The 17,762-nt window shown below is 63.0% G+C and carries 16 protein-coding genes; 10 read left to right on the top strand and 6 right to left on the bottom strand.

The window, feature by feature from the left end; all coding sequences use genetic code 11:
- Positions 1-38: 38 nt before the first annotated feature.
- The 4 genes from ACEUCR_RS03820 (at position 39) to yciA (ending at position 4,756) form a co-directional block, all read left to right on the top strand.
- Positions 39-1,934, top strand: coding sequence for a transglycosylase SLT domain-containing protein (locus tag ACEUCR_RS03820; protein ID WP_392442850.1), 1,896 nt, complete (start codon positions 39-41; stop codon positions 1,932-1,934).
- 167 nt (positions 1,935-2,101) lie between these two features.
- Complete coding sequence (locus ACEUCR_RS03815; protein WP_408788128.1) at positions 2,102-3,100, top strand: LacI family DNA-binding transcriptional regulator; 999 nt, start codon at positions 2,102-2,104, stop codon at positions 3,098-3,100.
- Between the two features lie 305 nt (positions 3,101-3,405).
- The gene (locus tag ACEUCR_RS03810; RefSeq protein ID WP_408788125.1) at positions 3,406-4,227 is read left to right on the top strand and encodes an NAD-dependent epimerase/dehydratase family protein; all 822 of its coding nucleotides are present in this window, start codon (positions 3,406-3,408) and stop codon (positions 4,225-4,227) included.
- 94 nt (positions 4,228-4,321) lie between these two features.
- Positions 4,322-4,756 (top strand): acyl-CoA thioester hydrolase YciA, encoded by a 435-nt coding sequence (gene yciA / locus ACEUCR_RS03805; protein WP_408788122.1) that lies wholly within the window; start codon positions 4,322-4,324, stop codon positions 4,754-4,756.
- Positions 4,757-4,763: 7 nt separating this feature from the next.
- On the opposite strand, the gene ACEUCR_RS03800 is transcribed toward yciA, so the two are convergent.
- A complete protein-coding gene (locus ACEUCR_RS03800; protein ID WP_041998303.1) occupies positions 4,764-4,988 on the bottom strand; it encodes a hypothetical protein in 225 nt (74 codons plus the stop codon).
- Between the two features lie 108 nt (positions 4,989-5,096).
- On the opposite strand from ACEUCR_RS03800, the gene ACEUCR_RS03795 reads away from it, so the two are divergent.
- Positions 5,097-5,942 carry an endonuclease/exonuclease/phosphatase family protein gene (locus ACEUCR_RS03795; protein WP_041998301.1) on the top strand — a complete coding sequence of 282 codons (846 nt, stop codon included), beginning with the start codon at positions 5,097-5,099 and terminating at the stop codon, positions 5,940-5,942.
- Positions 5,943-6,052: 110 nt separating this feature from the next.
- Here ACEUCR_RS03795 and ACEUCR_RS03790 read toward each other — a convergent pair whose 3' ends face one another.
- On the bottom strand, positions 6,053-7,609 hold the full coding sequence (locus tag ACEUCR_RS03790; protein WP_408788120.1) for a LysM peptidoglycan-binding domain-containing protein: 1,557 nt from the start codon (positions 7,607-7,609) through the stop codon (positions 6,053-6,055).
- A gap of 71 nt (positions 7,610-7,680) precedes the next feature.
- Entirely contained in the window at positions 7,681-8,445 is a 765-nt protein-coding gene (gene gloB / locus ACEUCR_RS03785; protein WP_041998299.1) for a hydroxyacylglutathione hydrolase, read from the bottom strand.
- An 88-nt stretch (positions 8,446-8,533) separates the two neighbouring features.
- On the opposite strand from gloB, the gene ACEUCR_RS03780 reads away from it, so the two are divergent.
- A complete protein-coding gene (locus ACEUCR_RS03780; RefSeq protein WP_392442837.1) occupies positions 8,534-9,256 on the top strand; it encodes a class I SAM-dependent methyltransferase in 723 nt (240 codons plus the stop codon).
- Here the strand turns inward: ACEUCR_RS03780 and rnhA are convergent.
- Positions 9,244-9,708 (bottom strand): ribonuclease HI, encoded by a 465-nt coding sequence (gene rnhA, locus ACEUCR_RS03775; protein ID WP_041998295.1) that lies wholly within the window; start codon positions 9,706-9,708, stop codon positions 9,244-9,246. The two genes, ACEUCR_RS03780 and rnhA, sit on opposite strands and share 13 nt — an antisense overlap.
- Positions 9,709-9,783: 75 nt before the next feature.
- Here rnhA and dnaQ point away from each other — a divergent pair, with 75 nt between their 5' ends.
- Positions 9,784-10,515 carry a DNA polymerase III subunit epsilon gene (dnaQ, locus tag ACEUCR_RS03770; protein ID WP_041998293.1) on the top strand — a complete coding sequence of 244 codons (732 nt, stop codon included), beginning with the start codon at positions 9,784-9,786 and terminating at the stop codon, positions 10,513-10,515.
- A gap of 47 nt (positions 10,516-10,562) precedes the next feature.
- A complete protein-coding gene (locus tag ACEUCR_RS03765; RefSeq protein WP_392443472.1) occupies positions 10,563-11,774 on the top strand; it encodes a TIGR03503 family protein in 1,212 nt (403 codons plus the stop codon).
- An 80-nt stretch (positions 11,775-11,854) separates the two neighbouring features.
- Here the strand turns inward: ACEUCR_RS03765 and ACEUCR_RS03760 are convergent, their stop codons facing one another.
- On the bottom strand, positions 11,855-13,372 hold the full coding sequence (locus ACEUCR_RS03760; protein WP_408788117.1) for an HD domain-containing phosphohydrolase: 1,518 nt from the start codon (positions 13,370-13,372) through the stop codon (positions 11,855-11,857).
- Between the two features lie 211 nt (positions 13,373-13,583).
- Positions 13,584-16,040, bottom strand: coding sequence for an acyl-CoA dehydrogenase FadE (fadE, locus tag ACEUCR_RS03755; protein ID WP_408773106.1), 2,457 nt, complete (start codon positions 16,038-16,040; stop codon positions 13,584-13,586).
- Positions 16,041-16,276: 236 nt separating this feature from the next.
- Here fadE and lpcA point away from each other — a divergent pair, with 236 nt between their 5' ends.
- Together lpcA and ACEUCR_RS03745 are read left to right on the top strand one after the other, a co-directional pair.
- Positions 16,277-16,855 carry a D-sedoheptulose 7-phosphate isomerase gene (lpcA, locus tag ACEUCR_RS03750; RefSeq protein WP_111873568.1) on the top strand — a complete coding sequence of 193 codons (579 nt, stop codon included), beginning with the start codon at positions 16,277-16,279 and terminating at the stop codon, positions 16,853-16,855.
- Positions 16,856-16,915: 60 nt separating this feature from the next.
- Positions 16,916-17,704: a class II glutamine amidotransferase gene (locus tag ACEUCR_RS03745; protein ID WP_408788115.1), complete on the top strand. Its 789-nt coding sequence runs from the start codon at positions 16,916-16,918 to the stop codon at positions 17,702-17,704.
- The last annotated feature ends 58 nt before the right edge of the window (positions 17,705-17,762 follow it).

Raw genomic sequence — 17,762 nt, 5'->3', positions numbered from 1 at the left:
AGGGCGCCATTGGGCGCCCGATTTTAGGGAGAAATCGAGTGAGAGTCGTCTGGGGAATCCTGCTATCCGCCCTCCTGGTGCCGGGGGCCATGGCGCAGACCATGGATCAGTTGCGCTATCGCCAGGCCTATGACGCGGTTCGTGCCAACGACATGGCCCGCTTCCAGACCCTGAGAAGCCAGCTTGGCCACTACCCCTTGCTGCCCTATCTGGACTACTACCGGCTCGCGTTTCGCCCGGGGGGGGCCGATTATGGCGAGGTGACCCGTTTCATCCGTGACCATGGCGATACCCCCCAGTCCAACCGGCTCGAGCGCAGCTATCTGACCCATCTTGCCCAGAGCGGTCAGTGGTCCCGCTTCCTGCAGTTCTATCCCAAGCTGCCCAACTCCACCGATCTGCGCTGCATGCACTATCAGGCGCGCTACTACACGGGCCATCGTGACGAGGCGCTGCGTGAAGCGGGCAAGCTGTGGCAGAGCGGCGAGTCGCGCCCGGATGCCTGCGATCCCCTGTTCAGCCTCTGGCAAGGGGCCGGACTGCGCACCCAGGAGGCGGTCTGGTCACGGATGATGCTCGCCTTCGAGGCCGGCAATGGCAGCCTGGTGACCCATCTTGCCAACCAGCTGGGGACCGGACTCAAGCCCCATGGCACCCTGATGGCGAGCCTGCTGAGTCAGCCAGCCAAGGTGATGAACCCCGTCTATTTCAATGGTGAACGCCACTCGCGCCAGTTGCTGCTGCTGGGGCTGGCCCGTTATGCCAACAGCGAGCCGGATCGGGTGCTGGGGACATTGACCAGCTACCGCAGCCGTTTCGGGTTGACCGCACAGGAACTCAGGCCGGTGGAGCATGCCATCGCCCGCCGTTACCTGCTGGACAGGGCCCCGCAGCAGCGGGCCTGGGTCGACACTCAGGTGAAGGCGCAGCCGGATCTGGTGGAGCTGAGGGCGCGCCTCGCGGTCTGGGAGCAGGATTGGCGTGGCCTGTCCGGCTGGATCAAACAGATGCCGATGGCGCTGCAAAAAGAGGATCGCTGGCGTTACTGGCTGGCCCGGGCCCAGGAGGCGCAGGGTCAGCAGCAACCGGCGCAAACCCTCTATCGTGAGACCGCAGGGCTGCGAGGTTTCTATGGTTTCCTGGCTGCCCAGCGCAGCGGTGTGCCCTATCGCCTCAAGAACGAGCCACAGATGAGGGCCCCGGATTGGCGCAGTGCGGCCCGGCGCTGGCCCTTCCTCTCCCGGGTCAAGGAGCTGCTCGCCATGAACGAGGTGGCGGCGGCGCGCGCCGAGTGGATCCATAACATGGATCGCAACCCCGTGGCCCAGCGTATCGAATTTGGCCACGTCGCCCTCAATCAGGGCTGGCACGAACTGGCGATCCTCGCCAGTATCCGGGCCGAGGCCTGGGATGCCCTGGATCTGCGCTTCCCGCTGCCGCTGCAACGCACCTTCTCCCAGATGGCGCGCGAGCGCACCATGGACACCAGCCTGCTCTATGCCATCTCCCGCCAGGAGAGCGCCCTCTATCCGCTGGCCCAGTCGCCGGTGGGGGCGCGGGGCCTGATGCAGCTGATGCCGGCCACGGCCAAGGAGACCGCCGGCAAGCTGGGGGTGCCTTACCGGGATCCCCAGCAGCTGTTCGATCCCCAGCTCAACATTCGCCTCGGCAGCGCCTACCTCAAGCGCTTGCTGGACGTGTATGACGGCAACCGCATCCTGGCCGCTGCCGCCTACAACGCCGGACCCGGTCGGGTCAAACGTTGGCGCGATGCCCACACCGACAAGCCGATGGATGTCTGGGTCGAGAGCATTCCCTATCGGGAGACCCGCAACTATGTGCAGAACGTGCTGTCGTTCGACCTCATCTATCAGCACAGACTCAGGCAGCCCCTGAGGTTCCTGTCGGAGCGTGAGCTGCGCCATCAATATTGACCGAGGAGGGAGATGGGATCCCCATCCGCCCTGGATGGGGGTATCATGGGGCAACCTTTTGTTACAAATAGATACCTGCCAGGTGATCGGGCGCAGCAACGTGGATTGAGCGAACCGCTATAATGGCGGGCCCTGCGCGGTGAACCCCCCAAAGAAAGGAATTGAGAGTGGCAACGATTAAAGACGTTTCCCGATTGGCCAATGTCTCCATCTCGACTGTGTCCCGTGTCATCAACAGCACGGCTCAGGTCGCCCCCGACAAGAAGGAGGCGGTGCTGGCGGCCATGAAGGAGCTGAATTTTCGCCCCAACAGCTTTGCTCAGGCCCTGGTGAGCAAACGTTCCAATTGTGTCGGCGTTCTGGTGGGGGATCTTTGCGGCGGTCCCTTCTTCGCCCAGATGATGCGCGGCATCGAAACCGTGGTCGACCGTGCCGACAAGTTCACCATAGTGATGTCGGGCAACCACGATGCGGCGCGGGAGCGCCACGCCATCCAGGCGCTGCTGCAGCGCCAGTGCGACGCCCTGATCCTGCACAGCAAGGCGCTCCCCGACGAGGAGCTGAGCGAGCTGGTGGCGGGGCCGACCCCGGTGGTCTTCATCAACCGCCAGGTGCCGGGGGCGGAGGATCGCTGCGTCTGGCTGGACAACCAGGCAGGCATCACCACCGCCTGTCAGCACCTGCTGGATGCGGGTCACCGCAAGATTGCCTTCGTTACCTCCGACGACGAGGCCTTCGTCGACGGCCAGCAGCGGATGGCGGGCTATACCCATGCCCTGCAGCGGGCGGGGATCGAGGTCAATCCCGACCTGATTGGCCGCGCCTTCGCCGACGAGAACGGCGGCTATGTGGCCATGACGGAGCTGCTGGGCCGGGGTGTCGACTTCACCGCCGTGCTGGGGTTCAACGATGCCATGGTGGCGGGCGCCATCTCCTGCCTGCTGGAGCGGGGCTACAAGATCCCCCAGCAGATCTCCGTGGTCGGCTTCGATGACATCCCCTATGCCCGCTACATCTATCCCAAGCTCACCACGGTGCGTTATCCGATAGAGGCCATGGGGGGCAGGGCCGCGGAACTGGCTCTCAGCCTGCTGGATCACAAGCCCGTCACCGGGCTGACCCTCAAGTTCGAGGCGGAATTGATCCCCCGGGAGTCGGTCGCCTGATCGAGCGGTAAAATGGCCCCATGTGGGCCATTCTTCCTCTCAAAATTGAAAGCGTTTTCAGAAATCCCTTTCAACTGTGATCTGCTTCATAGCTTTTTACACGGCAGATCACTAGCATGGGCTCCACGAATTAGGGGCCTCGGCTCCCGATTTTCCCGCTGTGGGAGATGACTGGTTATCCAGCTATTTCCTTCGTTACTTTCGACGGTCATCATGGATGGCCGTTTTTTTTTGCCTTTTTCACCGCCGACCCAGGAGGTGGCGGGGTACCATTGGGCCAGCAGAGGTGATCGATGACAGAGTACATGCCACGACAGCAAGGTAAGAGCGCCAGGATTGGCATAGTGGGGGCCGGCTGGCTCGGTCTGCCCCTGGCCCGCGCCTGGCGGGAGGAAGGGTGGGAGGTGGCCGTGACGGCGACCAGTCAGGAGAAGTGCGATCGATTGACGGGGGAGGGGCTGGACGCCCATCCGCTGCTGATCTCGGCGCAGATGGATGCCCCCTGGCCCCTGCGGGTCGAAGCGCTGGTGGTCTGTGTGCCGCCAGGCAAGGTGGATGATTATCCGGCCGCCATGGCCAGCCTGTGCGCCCTGGCGAAGGCAGGGGGAGTGCGGCGCCTGCTGTTTGTCAGTGCCACCTCGGTATGGGGGCCGGGCCAGGGGGAAGAAGAAGCGGCGGCGCCCCGGAGCGAGCGAGGGCTGCGGATGCTGGCGGCGGAGCGGGCCGTGCTGGCCGCCGGCATAGAGAGCACGCTGGTAGTGCGCCCGGCAGGCCTCTATGGTCCTGGGCGTCACCCGGGTCGCTTCCTCGCCGGCAAGACGGTCAGCGGCGCGGCCCAGGCGGTCAACCTGGTGCATCAGCAGGATCTGGTGGCCGCCTGCCAGCTGTTGCTGGCCAGAGGGGAAGGGGGTCAGTGTTACACCCTGAGTGCCCCGGGTCACCCCTCCCGAGGCGCGTTTTACCGGGCGGCGGCCCTGCGTCTTGGCCTGGCGGCTCCCTGCTTTGTCGAGCCGGACGGCGAGTTTCTCCCCCTGCATGGGGAGCGCATCTGCCGTGAACTGGGGTTCGTCTACGGGGTGCCGGATCCCCTGGCCTGGCTGGCGAGCGAGGCGGGTGCCCTGGCCTGAGGCGGGGGCGTCAGGGGACGGCGAACCGCCATTGGGTTTGCCAAGGGCGGGGCTGGCCCCTATCATGCCGCCATTCCAGTCATAGAGAGTCGTAATGATGGTCGATACCAATACCGCCAAGCCCGCCGCCAGACATACCGCCAGTGAGCGTCACCCCGAGGGAGAGCTCTTGCTGCGCACCCTGGCCATGCCGGCAGACACCAACCCCAACGGGGATATCTTTGGTGGCTGGATCATGTCCCAAATGGATATAGGGGGCGGCATCATGGCCAAGGAGCTGGCGAAGGGACGGATCTGTACCGTCTCGGTGGAGGGCATGACCTTCCACAGTCCGGTCAAGGTGGGCGACGTGGTCTGCTGTTACGGCACCTGTCTGAAGGTGGGGCGCAGCTCGATGCGCCTCAAGCTGGAGGTCTGGGTCAAGCCGGTGCTGCGGGAGAATGATGCCCAGCGCTACTGCGTCACCGAAGGGGTATTTACCTACGTCGCCATCGACGATCAGGGCAAGCCGCGCGCCGTCCCCGTGTGATCGGGCATCAGATCAGCCGGGCGTTGATGATGGAGATTTCCTGCTCAAACCCGGTTTTTTGCCGTATCATGCTCTCCAGCATCTCCTCAGACCCCACGCACTGGTTCGTGTCGAACACACAGAGATCGCACTGCGGGTCTCGCCTGATCTGATATCGGGTGGACAACTCAACCTGATGGCAATTGCCCTGCTGATCGTAGAAGGTCACTCGGTATTGCTGTTGTCTGGACATGCTGCTCTCCGCTGTTGCTCGGTTTTGGGCGCGAATGTTCAGCCTAGTCGGCAGCCGTGATGTTTTGTTGAAGCTGTATGCAAAGAAAAGGCAGATGGTTGTTAATCAATGAAAAATAGTTACCGCATTCTGGGAACCTCACTGCTGACCCTGGGGTTGGTTGGCTGTTTCGAGGTGCCGTCCAAGGATCACCTGGTGACGGCCCAAGGCATAGTGCCCAATCTGAGCTGTCATCAACCGCCCTTGGTGGCACTGGCCGCCGAGGCGCTGCCCAGGGAATTCGGCGTCACCGTCTGGAATCTCTACAAGGGCCAGCGCAAGCAATGGCGCGAGGGGATGGATGCCTTCGCCAGGGATCAGGATCTGCTGCTGCTGCAAGAGTCTGCGACCCGTCCCGAGATGCTTGCCTGGTTGCAGGCAGGTCGCTTCCAGTGGCAGCAGCTGCAAGCCTTCACCCAGGGCGGCGTCTCGTTCGGGGTGATGACGGTGGCCAAGACGCCCCAGGCCTTCGTCTGCGGCGTGCGCTCCCCCGAGCCGCTGGTGCGCATTCCCAAGTCCGGGCTGGTGAGCCTCTACCCCCTGCAGGGGGATCCCGACGGTGTCCTGGTGGTGAACCTGCATGCGGTCAACTTCGAGCTCGGCATGGCCACCTTCCGGGAGCAGCTCAACGATCTGACCGCCCTGGTACACCGTCATCAGGGCCCCGTGATCCTGGCCGGTGATTTCAATACCTGGAGCGAGAAGCGCGAGTACTGGCTCGGTAAGCTGGTGGAGGAGTTGGGGCTGCAGGAGGCGATCCCGTCACCGGATCTGCGCCGTCGTGCCTTCGGCCGTCCTCTGGATCACCTCTACTATCGAGATCTGGATCTGGTCGAGGTGACGAGCCCGGCCACGCAGGCCTCGGATCATAACCCCATCATGGCCCGTTTCGCCGCCCAGACCCTGACCCCTTGAGCACGGCGAGCCTGGGCTTGCCGGTCTAGGCGATGGCGACATCCCCACGGGCCGTCATCGGATAAAAAAAACCACCCTTGCGGGTGGTTTTTTTGTATCCGGTATCTGGCTTAGCTGTTGTTGTTCACGAACAGGGTCAGCTCCTGGCCCGGCTTGATATAGCCGCTCTTGTCGAGCTGATTCCAGCGCATCACATCCACCACGGCGACCTGGAACCGGGCGGCGATGGAGGAGAGGGAGTCGCCCCGACGCACCTGATAGACCATGGACTTGTCGCGGCTGGCAGCGCTCTTGGGCCAGATCACCAGCTGCATGCCAGGCTTGAGGGCCGACTTGGCATTGAGGCCGTTCCACTTTGCCAGTTCGCCATGGGTCACCCCATGGGCGCGGCTGATGTTCCAGAGGGTGTCTCCCGAACGCACCTTGTAGTGGCGCTTGCTGCCAGTGGTGGCGGCGATCCGGGTCGGTTTGCTCTGGGGCTGGCGCACGGCCGGGGCGGCAGCCACCGGCTTGCCATCGCTTGGGATCGCCAGGGTCTGACCACGGCGCAGGGTATTGCCGCGCAGGTTGTTGGCCACCTTGAGCTGGTTGACGCTGACCCCGTTCTGCATGGCGATCCGTGACAGGGTGTCACCAGAGACCACCCGATAGGAGCGAGTCGGGATGCGCTCACGCTTGGGCAGGTCTGCCAGGGCCAGCTCCAGGCTGTCGGCGTACTCCACCGGCACCAGCAGGCGGTAAGGCCCCCTGGGGGAAGTGGTCCAACGGCTCAGGGCCGGATTGACCTCCTTGAGATCGGCCGGACGCAGGCCGGCGAGCTGGGCCGCCACGTGGAGATCTATCTGCCCCTCGGTATTGACGACCCGCAGCTTGGGCTCGTTGGCCAGGGTGGGCAGGGTCACGTTGTACTTCTCGGGGTTGCTCAGCACATCGGCCATGGCGAGCACCTTGGGCACATACATGCGGGTCTCGCGGGGCAGATCCAGCGACCAGTAATCGGTGGGACGTCCCCGCTTCTGGTTGCGCAATATGGCATTGCGCACCCGACCTTCGCCTGCGTTGTAGGCAGCGATGGTCTGCAACCAGTCACCGTCGAAGAAACGGTTCAGATATTCGAAGTAGTCGAGGGCGGCATTGGTGGAGGCGAGCACGTCGCGGCGCCCGTCATACCAGCTGTCATGACGCAGGCCGAAGTTACGACCCGTCTGGGGCACGAACTGCCACAGGCCGACCGCGTTGCTGCGCGAGCGGGCATGGGGATCGAACATGCTCTCTATCATAGGGATGGTCACCAGCTCCATTGGCAGCCCGCGCCGTTCGATCTCCTCGACGATAAGGTAGAGGTAGGGTTCAGCACGACTGGCAATGGTGGCCAGATGATTGTCACTGCGTAAAATCGTTGCCCGCTGTTGGCGGATGCGCTGGTTATCGGGGAAATCCAGTTGCATGTCATCGCTGATACGCACCCAGAGGTTGCCCGTATCAGTGCTCTCGTCCAGCTGATCATCATTGAACAGAAAACGGGAGGCATGCTTTTTATGCAGTTTTTTGCTGACTTGTGGGGACTTGATCGGCTCACTTGCCGTTAGCGCCCGGTCATCCTGATGGCTCAGGTTTTGGCATCCACTGAGGATCAGCGTCGCCAATAAGGCCGTTCGTAACTTCATCTCACGCAGGTCATCTTGGTAGAAAATCAGCACGCATCATATGCGGCAAAATCAGACCGATCAAGGTTTGTTCAAAAAGTGTCCTTCCAGCGCCTGAGCACGGCGAAGGTATCTACTGGATTTTCCAAGCATTTCATCCCGTGCTTTTCAGCAGAAAATTTTACGTTTGGCTCATCGCAGCGCAGAAAAACGTTGAATGCCCGCTCGTCGCCGAGGCGGGTTGGCAGACTCGGAAGGCCCTGCTGGCGCAGCTTGCTGACCTGACCTATCCGCGCGTGCAGCGCCGGGTTGTCTGGCTCCACCGCCAGGCAAAAACGCAGGTTGGCCAGGGTATATTCATGGGCGCAATAGACTTGAGTGTCATCTGGCAATGCCGCCAGACGCATCAGGGAGTCGTGCATCTGGGCCGGGGTTCCTTCGAACATGCGACCACAGCCAGCGGAGAAGAGGGTGTCGCCACAAAACAGCATGCCGTCGCCATGGTAGGCGATATGACCCAGGGTGTGGCCGGGCACATGCATGACGGTGAGGGTGAGACCGTGCCAGCCTATCTTGTCCCCTTCGTCGAGCCACTGGCCGTGCTGATCGGGCAGAGGGTTCAGCTTGGGACCATAAAGCCGTGCCTTGGGGTAGCGTTTGAGCAGGGCATCGACCCCGCCGACATGGTCGTGATGGTGATGGGTGAGCAGGATGGCATCGAGCTCGAGCCCCAGCTCGTCGAGGCGGGTCTGCACGGGGGCCGCATCACCCGGGTCGACCACCAGGCAATGGTTTTCGTGTCGGATCAACCATATATAGTTGTCATTGAAAGCGGGTATCGTGATCACTGGATACATGGCACAGGCCTCTTTATGTTCTCTTAATGAAGGGGATCTTATATAACTGGAGGGCGTGTCACCCATGTTCCCGAGGTTGAGTCCTATTATGCAGCTGGCCCGTACCGAACAACAGCTTGCGATCCCGACCAGTTGGGCCGAGATCCCGCTGGGGGACTGGGTCGCTGCCGAAATACAGGAGCGACTCGACAGCTGGTGCCCCCAGCTGTTCGGCTATCACCTGCTCAAGATAGGCAGCCTGAGCGCCGAACTCTCCTGCGGCCACTCCCGCATCCGTCATCAGATTGGTCTGGCCCGGGCGGGACGGCTGCTCGACTGCATCGGGGATCCTCTGGCGTTGCCTGTCAGGGAGAACTGCGTCGATGCCTGCCTGCTGGCCCATGTGCTCGACTTCAGTCCGGATCCCCATCAGGTGCTGCGTGAGGCCGAGCGAGTGCTGACCGACGATGGCTGGCTGATCCTGAGCGGTTACAATCCCCTGAGCCTGGCAGGGCTGGGTCATCTGCTGCCCTGGTACCGGCGCAGGCTGCCCTGGTCGGCGCGCATGTTCAGTCCGGCCAGGGTCACCGACTGGCTGCAGCTGCTGGGGTTTGAGGTGATGCATGATGACAGGTTTGGCTATGCCATGATGGGGCCGCGCAGCCGCATCGGCTGGTGGCGGGAGAGCCTGGGCCGGGATCACCTGCGCCCGTTCGCCTCCGTCTATGTGATCGCCGCTCGCAAGCGGCGCTTCCCCTTGATCCCGGTGCGTCAATCCTGGTCCTTGACCAGGCAGGTGACGGCGTCCGGCATGGCCCGTCAGGGCTGGTAGCCAGTGTCTTCGGCCAGTTGCTTGCCGCTGGCGGCATCCCGGGCCAGCTCGTCGCAGCGTTCGTTCTCCGGGTGACCCGAGTGTCCCTTGACCCAGAGCCACTCTATCTGATGGCGAGCCACCTCGGCATCGAGCTGTTTCCACAGGTCCACATTCTTGACCGGCTGACGGCTGGCGGTCATCCAGCCCTTCTTCTTCCAGCCGATGATCCACTGGGTGATGCCCTGGCGCACATACTGACTGTCGGTGGTGAGTCGTACCTGGCAGGGCTCGCTCAGGGTGCGCAGCCCGACGATGGCGGCCATCAGCTCCATGCGGTTGTTGGTGGTCAGGCGATAACCGCCCGCCAGCTCCTTGCGGTGCTTGCCATAAACCATGACGGCGCCATAGCCGCCCGGGCCCGGATTACCGAGGCAGGAACCATCCGTATATAAATCAATCTGTTTCAACATGAGCAATCAATCTGTTTTAACATGAGGCTTGGGGTAAACTAGCGAGCAAAACCGAAGTTTGACATAGATTGGAACATGAACACAGCCCAAGCCAACCGCCAGATCATTCTGGATACTGAAACCACCGGCATGAACTTTGGCGGCGGCCCGCACTATCTGGGTCACCGCATCATAGAGATCGGCTGCGTGGAGGTGATCAACCGCCGTCTGACCGGCAATCACTATCATGTCTACCTCAAGCCGGATCGGCTGGTGGACCCCGAGGCCATCCGGGTTCATGGCATCACGGACGCCTTCCTGGCGGACAAGCCCATGTTCAGCCAGGTGGCGGACGAGTTCATCGACTTTATTCGCGGCGCCGAACTGGTGGCCCACAATGCCCCCTTCGACGTGGGCTTCATGGATTACGAGTTCAGCAAGCTGGGTCTCTCCCTCAAGACCGCGGACATCTGCACCATCACGGATACCCTGGCGCTGGCGCGGGATCTCTTTCCCGGCAAGCGCAACAACCTCGATACCCTGTGCGATCGCTACGGCATAGACAACTCTCATCGGACACTGCACGGCGCCTTGCTCGATGCGGAGATACTGGCGGACGTCTACCTGCTGATGACGGGCGGTCAGACCAAGCTCAATCTGGCGGCCGAGAGCGGGGATGACAACAACAAGGACACCGGCATTCGTCGGCTCGACAGCAACCGGCCTGCTCTCAAGGTGATCCGGGCGAGTGCCGAGACCCAGGAGTGCCATGAAAGCCGGCTGGATCTGGTGCAGAAAAAGGGAGGCAGCTGCCTGTGGCGTCAGTGAGAAGCGGAGTCGGGATCGGCGTGGCGCTCTGGCTGCTGGCGGGCGCCATGCCGTTCAGCGCCCAGGCCAGCGAGGTGTTTGGCCCCTCCGATGTGCCCTTGCTCGATAATCGCTTTCGCATCGATTACGGGGTAAAGGAGATCTCCTTCATCATCAAGCGCCAACCCGGCACGCCTTCGGTGATCCTGGTGCGCCCCGATGGCAGCAAGCTCTATGCCGGTCGGGTGCAGTCGCCCGAGGTGGGCTGGCTCTCCCTCGACGATCAGGATGTGATCACCATACGCCACCCCATGGCGGGGCCCTGGCAGGCCATAGGCGCGGTGGATCCCGCCAATCGGGTGCGGCTGCTCAGCGACGTGCAGCTGGAGATGCAGCCCCTGCCGCAGCGGCTCTATCAGGGAGAGTACCTCAAGCTCGGGGCCCGGCTGCGCATCGATGGCGCCGTGCCAGACCGCTCTTACTATCTGACCGACCTTGGCATGACGGTGCGTCTGCAGGCGTTCAACGATCCGCAGCAGCAGGGGGAGCCGGTGTTCGAGACCGAGCTCGGTCGTTACCTCGACGATGGCAAGGGGCTCGACGAGGTGCCTGCCGATGGGATGCTCACCGCCGAGGCGAAGCTGGATGCCCCCGCAGGCAAGTATCGGGCCCTCATCAGCACGGGCAATCAGGTGTTCGTGCGGGCGCGGGGCCAGGAGGTGCTGCTCTATCCGCTGCCGGTGGGATACCGGGTGCAGAGCCAGGGGGAGCGACAGGGCCCGAGTCTGGTATTGCAGATAGACGAGGATGAGCTGGATCCGGCCAGCGTCGCCATCAGGGGGGAGGTGACCAGCAACACCGGAGCCCACACCCCCTTCACGGGTCAGGGAGGGGAAGGGGAGTTGAAGGTGGATCTCTCCCGGCTGACCCAGGTGGGCAAATACAGGATCAGCGCCGAGCTGTTTGCCACCAGCCGCAGCGGCCGCGAGCTGCGCATCGCCCTGCCGGAGAAGTCGTTTGACATCTATCCGGCCCTGGCCCCCGAGCCCCTTGCCCCTGTGGTGAGCGAGGCGGTGGCCGCCCCGGCATTTGAAGAGGATCCTGGCACCCCCCTGTGGGTCTGGCTGAGCGCAGGTCTCGGGACCCTGGCCCTGGTGCTGGCCGGGATGGGCTTCATGTTGTGGCAGAAGCGGCGGGCGTTCAAGCGGGCCATGGCGGCCCAGCAGGCGGCCGAGAGCAAGCCAGAGCCCGTGCTGGATCTCAATCTGCCCGAACAGTAAAGCCCGGCCCCTTGCAGCAAAGACGAAGCCGCCGTCCCCTGGGGACGGCGGCTTCGTTGTCATGGGCATGGCGGCCCTGGCTAACGGGCGCCGATGAAGGGATCCCGGTAGGCGTCGCGAATGGCCAGGAAGCCGTCAAGGTTGGCCATCATCAGATCGACCAGCTGAGGATCGAAATGCTCCCCCCGCTCCCGGCGGATGAGCGCGAGCACCTCATCCAGCGGCCAGGCCTGCTTGTAGCAGCGATCCGAACCCAAGGCATCGAACACGTCCGCCAGGGCGACGATGCGCCCCACCAGGGGGATGGCGTCCCCGGCCAGGCCCCTGGGATAGCCGCTGCCGTTCCACTTCTCATGATGGTTGCCGGCGATGGTGGCGCCAATCTGGAACAGGGCCAGCTTGCTGCTGCTCAGCATGTCGTGGCCGAGCTGGGCATGGGTCTTCATGATCTCCCACTCCGCCGGCTCCAGCTTGCCTGGCTTGTGCAAGATGGCATCGGGAATGCCGACCTTGCCGATGTCGTGCAGGGGGGAGGCACGCTTGATGAGTTCGCTCTGCTCCTCATCCATGCCCAGCAGCTGACAGAACAGCTCGGTATAGAGGGCCACCCGCTTGACGTGCAGGCCCGACTCCTTGGAGCGCGATTCCACCAGTTCACCGATGCGGTAGATGATCTCGCGTTCGTTGTCGGCGAGCAGCTCGTTGAGCCGGATGTTTTCCAGCGCCACTATGATGTTTTCGGTAAACAGGCTGAGCAGGCCCGTGTCCATCTGGCTCAAGGGCCGGTGGGCCTCGATGTGAAACAGCAGGTGATGGCTGCGATTCTGGCAATAGAGCACCATCTCGTGGCCCTGGTAGATGTTGGCCGAACGGCTCATGGCCTCCTGCAAAATGGCGGGCGCGTCGTGCAGCCGTATCGGCTCCTTGCCGGGCAAGAGCGGCACCAGCATCTGATCCTTGAGCTCATAGGTGGACTGTCTGACGTTGTAGATCTGCGACTCTTCCAGGTTGAGCAGGGTGCAGAGCTGGGCCTGGGCCCCCTCGACGAACTGGCGCAGGGCCAGCTTGTCGAAGATGCCCTTGGAGGCCTGGATGACCTTCTCCAACCCCTGGCGATGGCTCTCGAGGGCGCAGATGTCGCGATAGGAGCGCAGGCTGGCGCGCAGCAGGGTGCGCAGCTTCTGGGAGGTGAGCTCCGTCTTGTCCTTGTAATCGTTGATGTCGTAGTTGTTGACCACGTCATCTTCCGGCGCCTGGCCCGGCTGGCCGGTGCGAAGCACGATGCGCACCAGCTTGTTGTGGCACACCTCGCGGGCGTAGCGCACCACCTCCAGGCCGGCGTCGTCCGCTTCCATCACCACGTCCAGCAGCAGCAGGGCCACGTCCGGGTGCTGATCGAGCAGGCTCTTGGCGTCGGCGGCCGAGTAGGCATCCAGGAAGGCGATGGGTTTGCCATCGAACTCAAATTTGTTCAGGGTGAGCTTGGTGATGCGATGAACTTCCGGTTCGTCGTCTACTATCATCACCTTCCAGCCTGTCTGCTGTTTATCCTGAAGAGGCATCAGCTCGTCATCGATAATCAGGATGTCATCATCCATATCCGGATCCTGTGTTTCACCTTCTGCCTACCTTAACCGCTTCGCCTGGGTTAGGAAACTCATTGAAATACAAATAGCGAACTCGATCGGCTTCGGCCGGGCGGGGCGGACTGGGCCCGTGATGGGGGAGAAGGACAGGCCGGGGGCGAGGGGCCGCAATGGGGATAAAAAAAACGCCTCCCGATGGGAGGCGTGGGTGTCAGCTGCCGGCTCATGCCGCCCTGTGATAGGCGGATGCCTCGAACAGCGCCTTGTTGGCCACCAGTTCGATGGGATCGAAGTCATCGACGTTGATGGTGCGCAGACGGCTCGCCTCGGCGCGGCGCAGCAGGTCGGCCTCGCTCTGGTTGATGACCCCCAGTGCCAGGCCGGCGTCCGCCACCTGGTCGAGCTGGGTGAAGGGGCGCTTGCTGCCCTCTGCCTTGCACACCTTGTCAAACAGCGGCTCGGCGGCCAGCACGTCGTCTAGGGCCTGCTCCAGCAGCCCGAAGGGGTTGCCCTCTTCGCGGGTAAGGTACTGGCCTTCGGCCAGACGGCTGCGGGTGGCGCTCGGCACTTGCAGCAGACGGGCCACCTGGCTGTCGAGCTTGTCGGAGGGGCGCTTCAGGTCGCGGCCAAGCGGCAACACGATGACGCGCAGGGCCAGGCCAATCCAGCGGTTCGGGAAGTTGCGCAGCAACTCGTCGATGGCCTCTTGCGCCTTGAACAGGGCATCTTGCAGCGCCCAGTGCAGCAGCGGCAGATCCGCCTGCTGGCGACCCTCGTCATCGAAGCGCTTGAGGGCGCTGGAGGCGAGATAGAGCTGGCTCAATACGTCGCCAAGACGCGCGGAGACCCGCTCCTTGCGCTTGAGCTCGCCCCCCAGGGTCCCCATGGCCATGTCGGACAGGAAGGCCAGGTTGGCGGAGAGCCGGGTCAGCTGCTGATAGTAGCCGCGGGTGGCGTCCTTGAAGGGGGCGCCGGCGATGCGTGCTCCCGTGATGCCCAGGCTGAAGCTGCGCACCAGGTTGCTGACCGCGAAACCGACGTGGCGGAACATCGCCTTGTCGAAGTCCTTGAGTCCCTGCTCCTTGTCCGGATGGCTGGCGGCCAGCATCTCGGGCAGGACGTAAGGGTGGCAGCGGATGGCGCCCTGACCGTAGATGATCATGCTGCGGGTCAGGATATTGGCCCCTTCCACCGTCACTGCGATGGGGGCACCCTGGTAGCCGCGGGCCAGGTAGTTGTTCGGGCCCATGCAGATGGCCTTGCCGCCGTGGATGTCCATGGCATCTATGATGCACTTCTGGGCGCGGTCGGTGAGGTGATACTTGACGATGGCGGAGATGACAGACGGCTTCTCGCCGAGATCGATGCCGGTCACCGTCAGTTTGGCGGCGGCGCCCATGATGTAGGCGTTGCCCCCCAGGCGAGCCAGGGGCTCTTCGATGCCTTCCATCTTGCCGATGGGCAGCTTGAACTGGCGACGGATGCGGCTGTAGGCACCGGTGGCCAGGGCCAGCATCTTGACGCCGCCCGTGCTGTTGGAGGGCAGGGTGATGCCGCGACCGACCGACAGGCACTCCACCAGCATGCGCCAGCCCTGACCGGCCATGGCCGGGCCGCCGATGATGAAGTCCAGCGGCACGAACACATCCTTGCCCCGGGTCGGACCGTTCTGGAACGGCACATTGAGGGGGAAGTGGCGACGGCCTATCTCGACCCCGTCGATGTCGGTGGGGATCAGGGCGCAGGTGATGCCGAGCTCCTCTTCCTCGCCCAGCAGGTGATCCGGGTCGCGCAGCTTGAAGGCCAGCCCCAGCACGGTGGCGATGGGGGCGAGGGTGATGTAGCGCTTGTTCCAGGTCAGGCGCATGCCGAGCACCTCTTCCCCTTCCCATTCGCCCTTGCAAACGATGCCGAAGTCGGGGATGGAGCCCGCGTCCGAGCCCGCTTCCGGGCTGGTCAGGGCGAAGCAGGGGATCTCCTTGCCGACCGCCAGGCGGGGCAGGTAGTGGTCTTTCTGCTCTTCGGTGCCGTAGTGTTGCAGCAGCTCGCCCGGCCCTAAGGAGTTGGGCACGCCGACGGTGGAGGCGAGCACGGCGCTGGCGCCGCACAGCTTTTGCAGCACGCAGGACTGGGCGTAGGCGGAGAACTCCAGGCCACCGTACTTCTTCTTGATGATCATGGCGAAGAACTTGTGGTCCTTGAGGTACTGCCACACCTCGGGGGAGAGATCCGCCCGCTCGTGGGTCACTTCCCAGTCATCGACCATGCGGCACACTTCTTCCACCGGGCCGTCCATGAAGGCCTGCTCTTCGGCGGACAGAGTGCTGACCGGAATGGCGTGCAGTTTCTTCCAGTTCGGGTTGCCGGCAAACAAGTCCGCTTCCCACCAGGTGGTGCCCGCTTCGATGGCTTCCTTCTCGGTGCGGGACATCTCAGGCATGATGGATTTATAGAGTCGAAACAGCGGTTTGGTCAGCTGGCTTCGGCGAAAATCCACCAGATTGAGGGGCAGGGCTATCAGGGCGAACAGGGCCCAGACCAGCAGGGGCACATGACCAAACAGGGTGCCGAGCACCAGGGCGGCCAGGGTTGTCAGGGTCGAGATAAACAGGGACACCCGGCGATAAGCCAGGGCGCCGATAACCAGGATCACCCCAAGCAGAGTGAGGGTCGTCGTCATTGCTTGCTCCTTGCGTGATGTAATGCCAAATTGGCTTAACTCATCCAGAGGTCTGACCTGTTGGATATGGCCTCTGTTGTAATCCATGGGCAAAAAATTATCAAGCCGTTTACAAGCTTGTTACCTTGGCGATGTGAGCGCCATAACGCAATTTGACGCAGCCACTGCCTGGCCGGGGGCGACTCCTTGCCCTGCTTGTGCGAGAATGGCCGCGACGACATTTTGGAAGAGATATCATGTACCAAGACTTGATCCGCAATGAACTGACCGAGGCGGCTGGTGTGCTGCAGGCATTCCTGGCCGATGAGCAGAATCTGAAAAATATCGAGGCGGCCGCCCGCTTGCTGGCTGACTCCTTCAAGCAAGAGGGCAAGGTGCTCTCCTGTGGCAACGGTGGCTCCCATTGCGATGCCATGCACTTTGCCGAGGAGCTGACCGGCCGCTACCGCGAGAATCGTCCCGGTTATCCCGGCATCGCCATCTCGGATCCCAGCCACCTCTCCTGCGTCTCCAACGACTTTGGCTATGACCATGTCTTCTCCCGCTATGTGGAGGCGGTCGGCCGTCGTGGCGATGTGCTGCTCGGCATCTCCACCAGCGGCAACTCCGGCAACATCCTCAAGGCCATCGAGGCGGCCCATGCCAAGGGCATGAAGGTAATCGCCCTGACCGGCAAGGATGGCGGCAAGATGGCGGGCCTGGCCGATGTCGAGATCCGGGTGCCCCATTTCGGCTACGCCGACCGCATTCAGGAGATCCATATCAAGGTGATCCACATCCTGATCCAGCTGGTCGAAAAAGAGATGGCCGAGTAAGGGCGGACGCCATGCCACGACCGCTGAGTCCGACGTTGCCCGGGTGGAGAGGGGAAGAACATGTGTGAACTGCTCGGCATGAGTGCCAATGTGCCGACCGATATCTGCTTCAGCTTCACCGGGCTGATGCTGAGGGGCGGCAAGACGGGGCCCCACAAGGATGGCTGGGGCATCACCTTCTACGAGGGCAAGGGGTGTCGCACCTTCAAGGATCCGCAGCCCAGCGCAGAGTCCCCCATCGCCAGGCTGGTACAGGCGCTGCCCATCAAGAGCCGCGCCGTGGTGAGCCATATCCGTCAGGCGAACCGGGGCTGCGTCTCGCTGGAGAACACCCATCCCTTTACCCGGGAGCTGTGGGGCCGCAACTGGACCTTCGCCCACAACGGCCAGCTCACCGGCTACAAGAAGCTGGCGACCGGGCGACACAGGCCCATTGGCGACACCGACAGCGAGCACGCCTTCTGCTGGCTGCTCGACAGGCTGGAGCACAAATACCCCCGTCGCCCCGCCAACTTCCCGGCCATGTTCCGCCATCTGGCAAGCCTGTGCGACGAGCTGCGCGCCCTGGGGGTGTTCAACATGCTGCTCTCCGATGGGGAGTACGTGATGACCTATTGCAGCAACAATCTGCACTGGCTCACCCGGCGGGCTCCCTTCGGCGAGGCGCGCCTGCTCGACGAGGACGTGGCCATCGACTTTCAGAGCGAAACCACGCCCAACGATGTGGTCACCCTGATTGCGACCCGGCCCCTGACCGGCAACGAATCCTGGCAACCCATGGTGGCGGGGGAGCATTGCCTGTTCCGTCTCGGCGAGCTGGTGTCACGGGGCGGTGCCGGCATCGTCTGAGGGCGCCAGGTAAAACGTCACCCAATAAAAGAGGGAGGCCCATGGGCCTCCCTCTTGC

The sequence above is a fragment of the Aeromonas bivalvium genome, assembly GCF_046078285.1.
GTDB lineage: Bacteria > Pseudomonadota > Gammaproteobacteria > Enterobacterales > Aeromonadaceae > Aeromonas > Aeromonas bivalvium.
The sequence above is the reverse complement of the archived record's forward strand: the minus strand, read 5'-3'. Positions and strand labels throughout refer to the sequence as shown.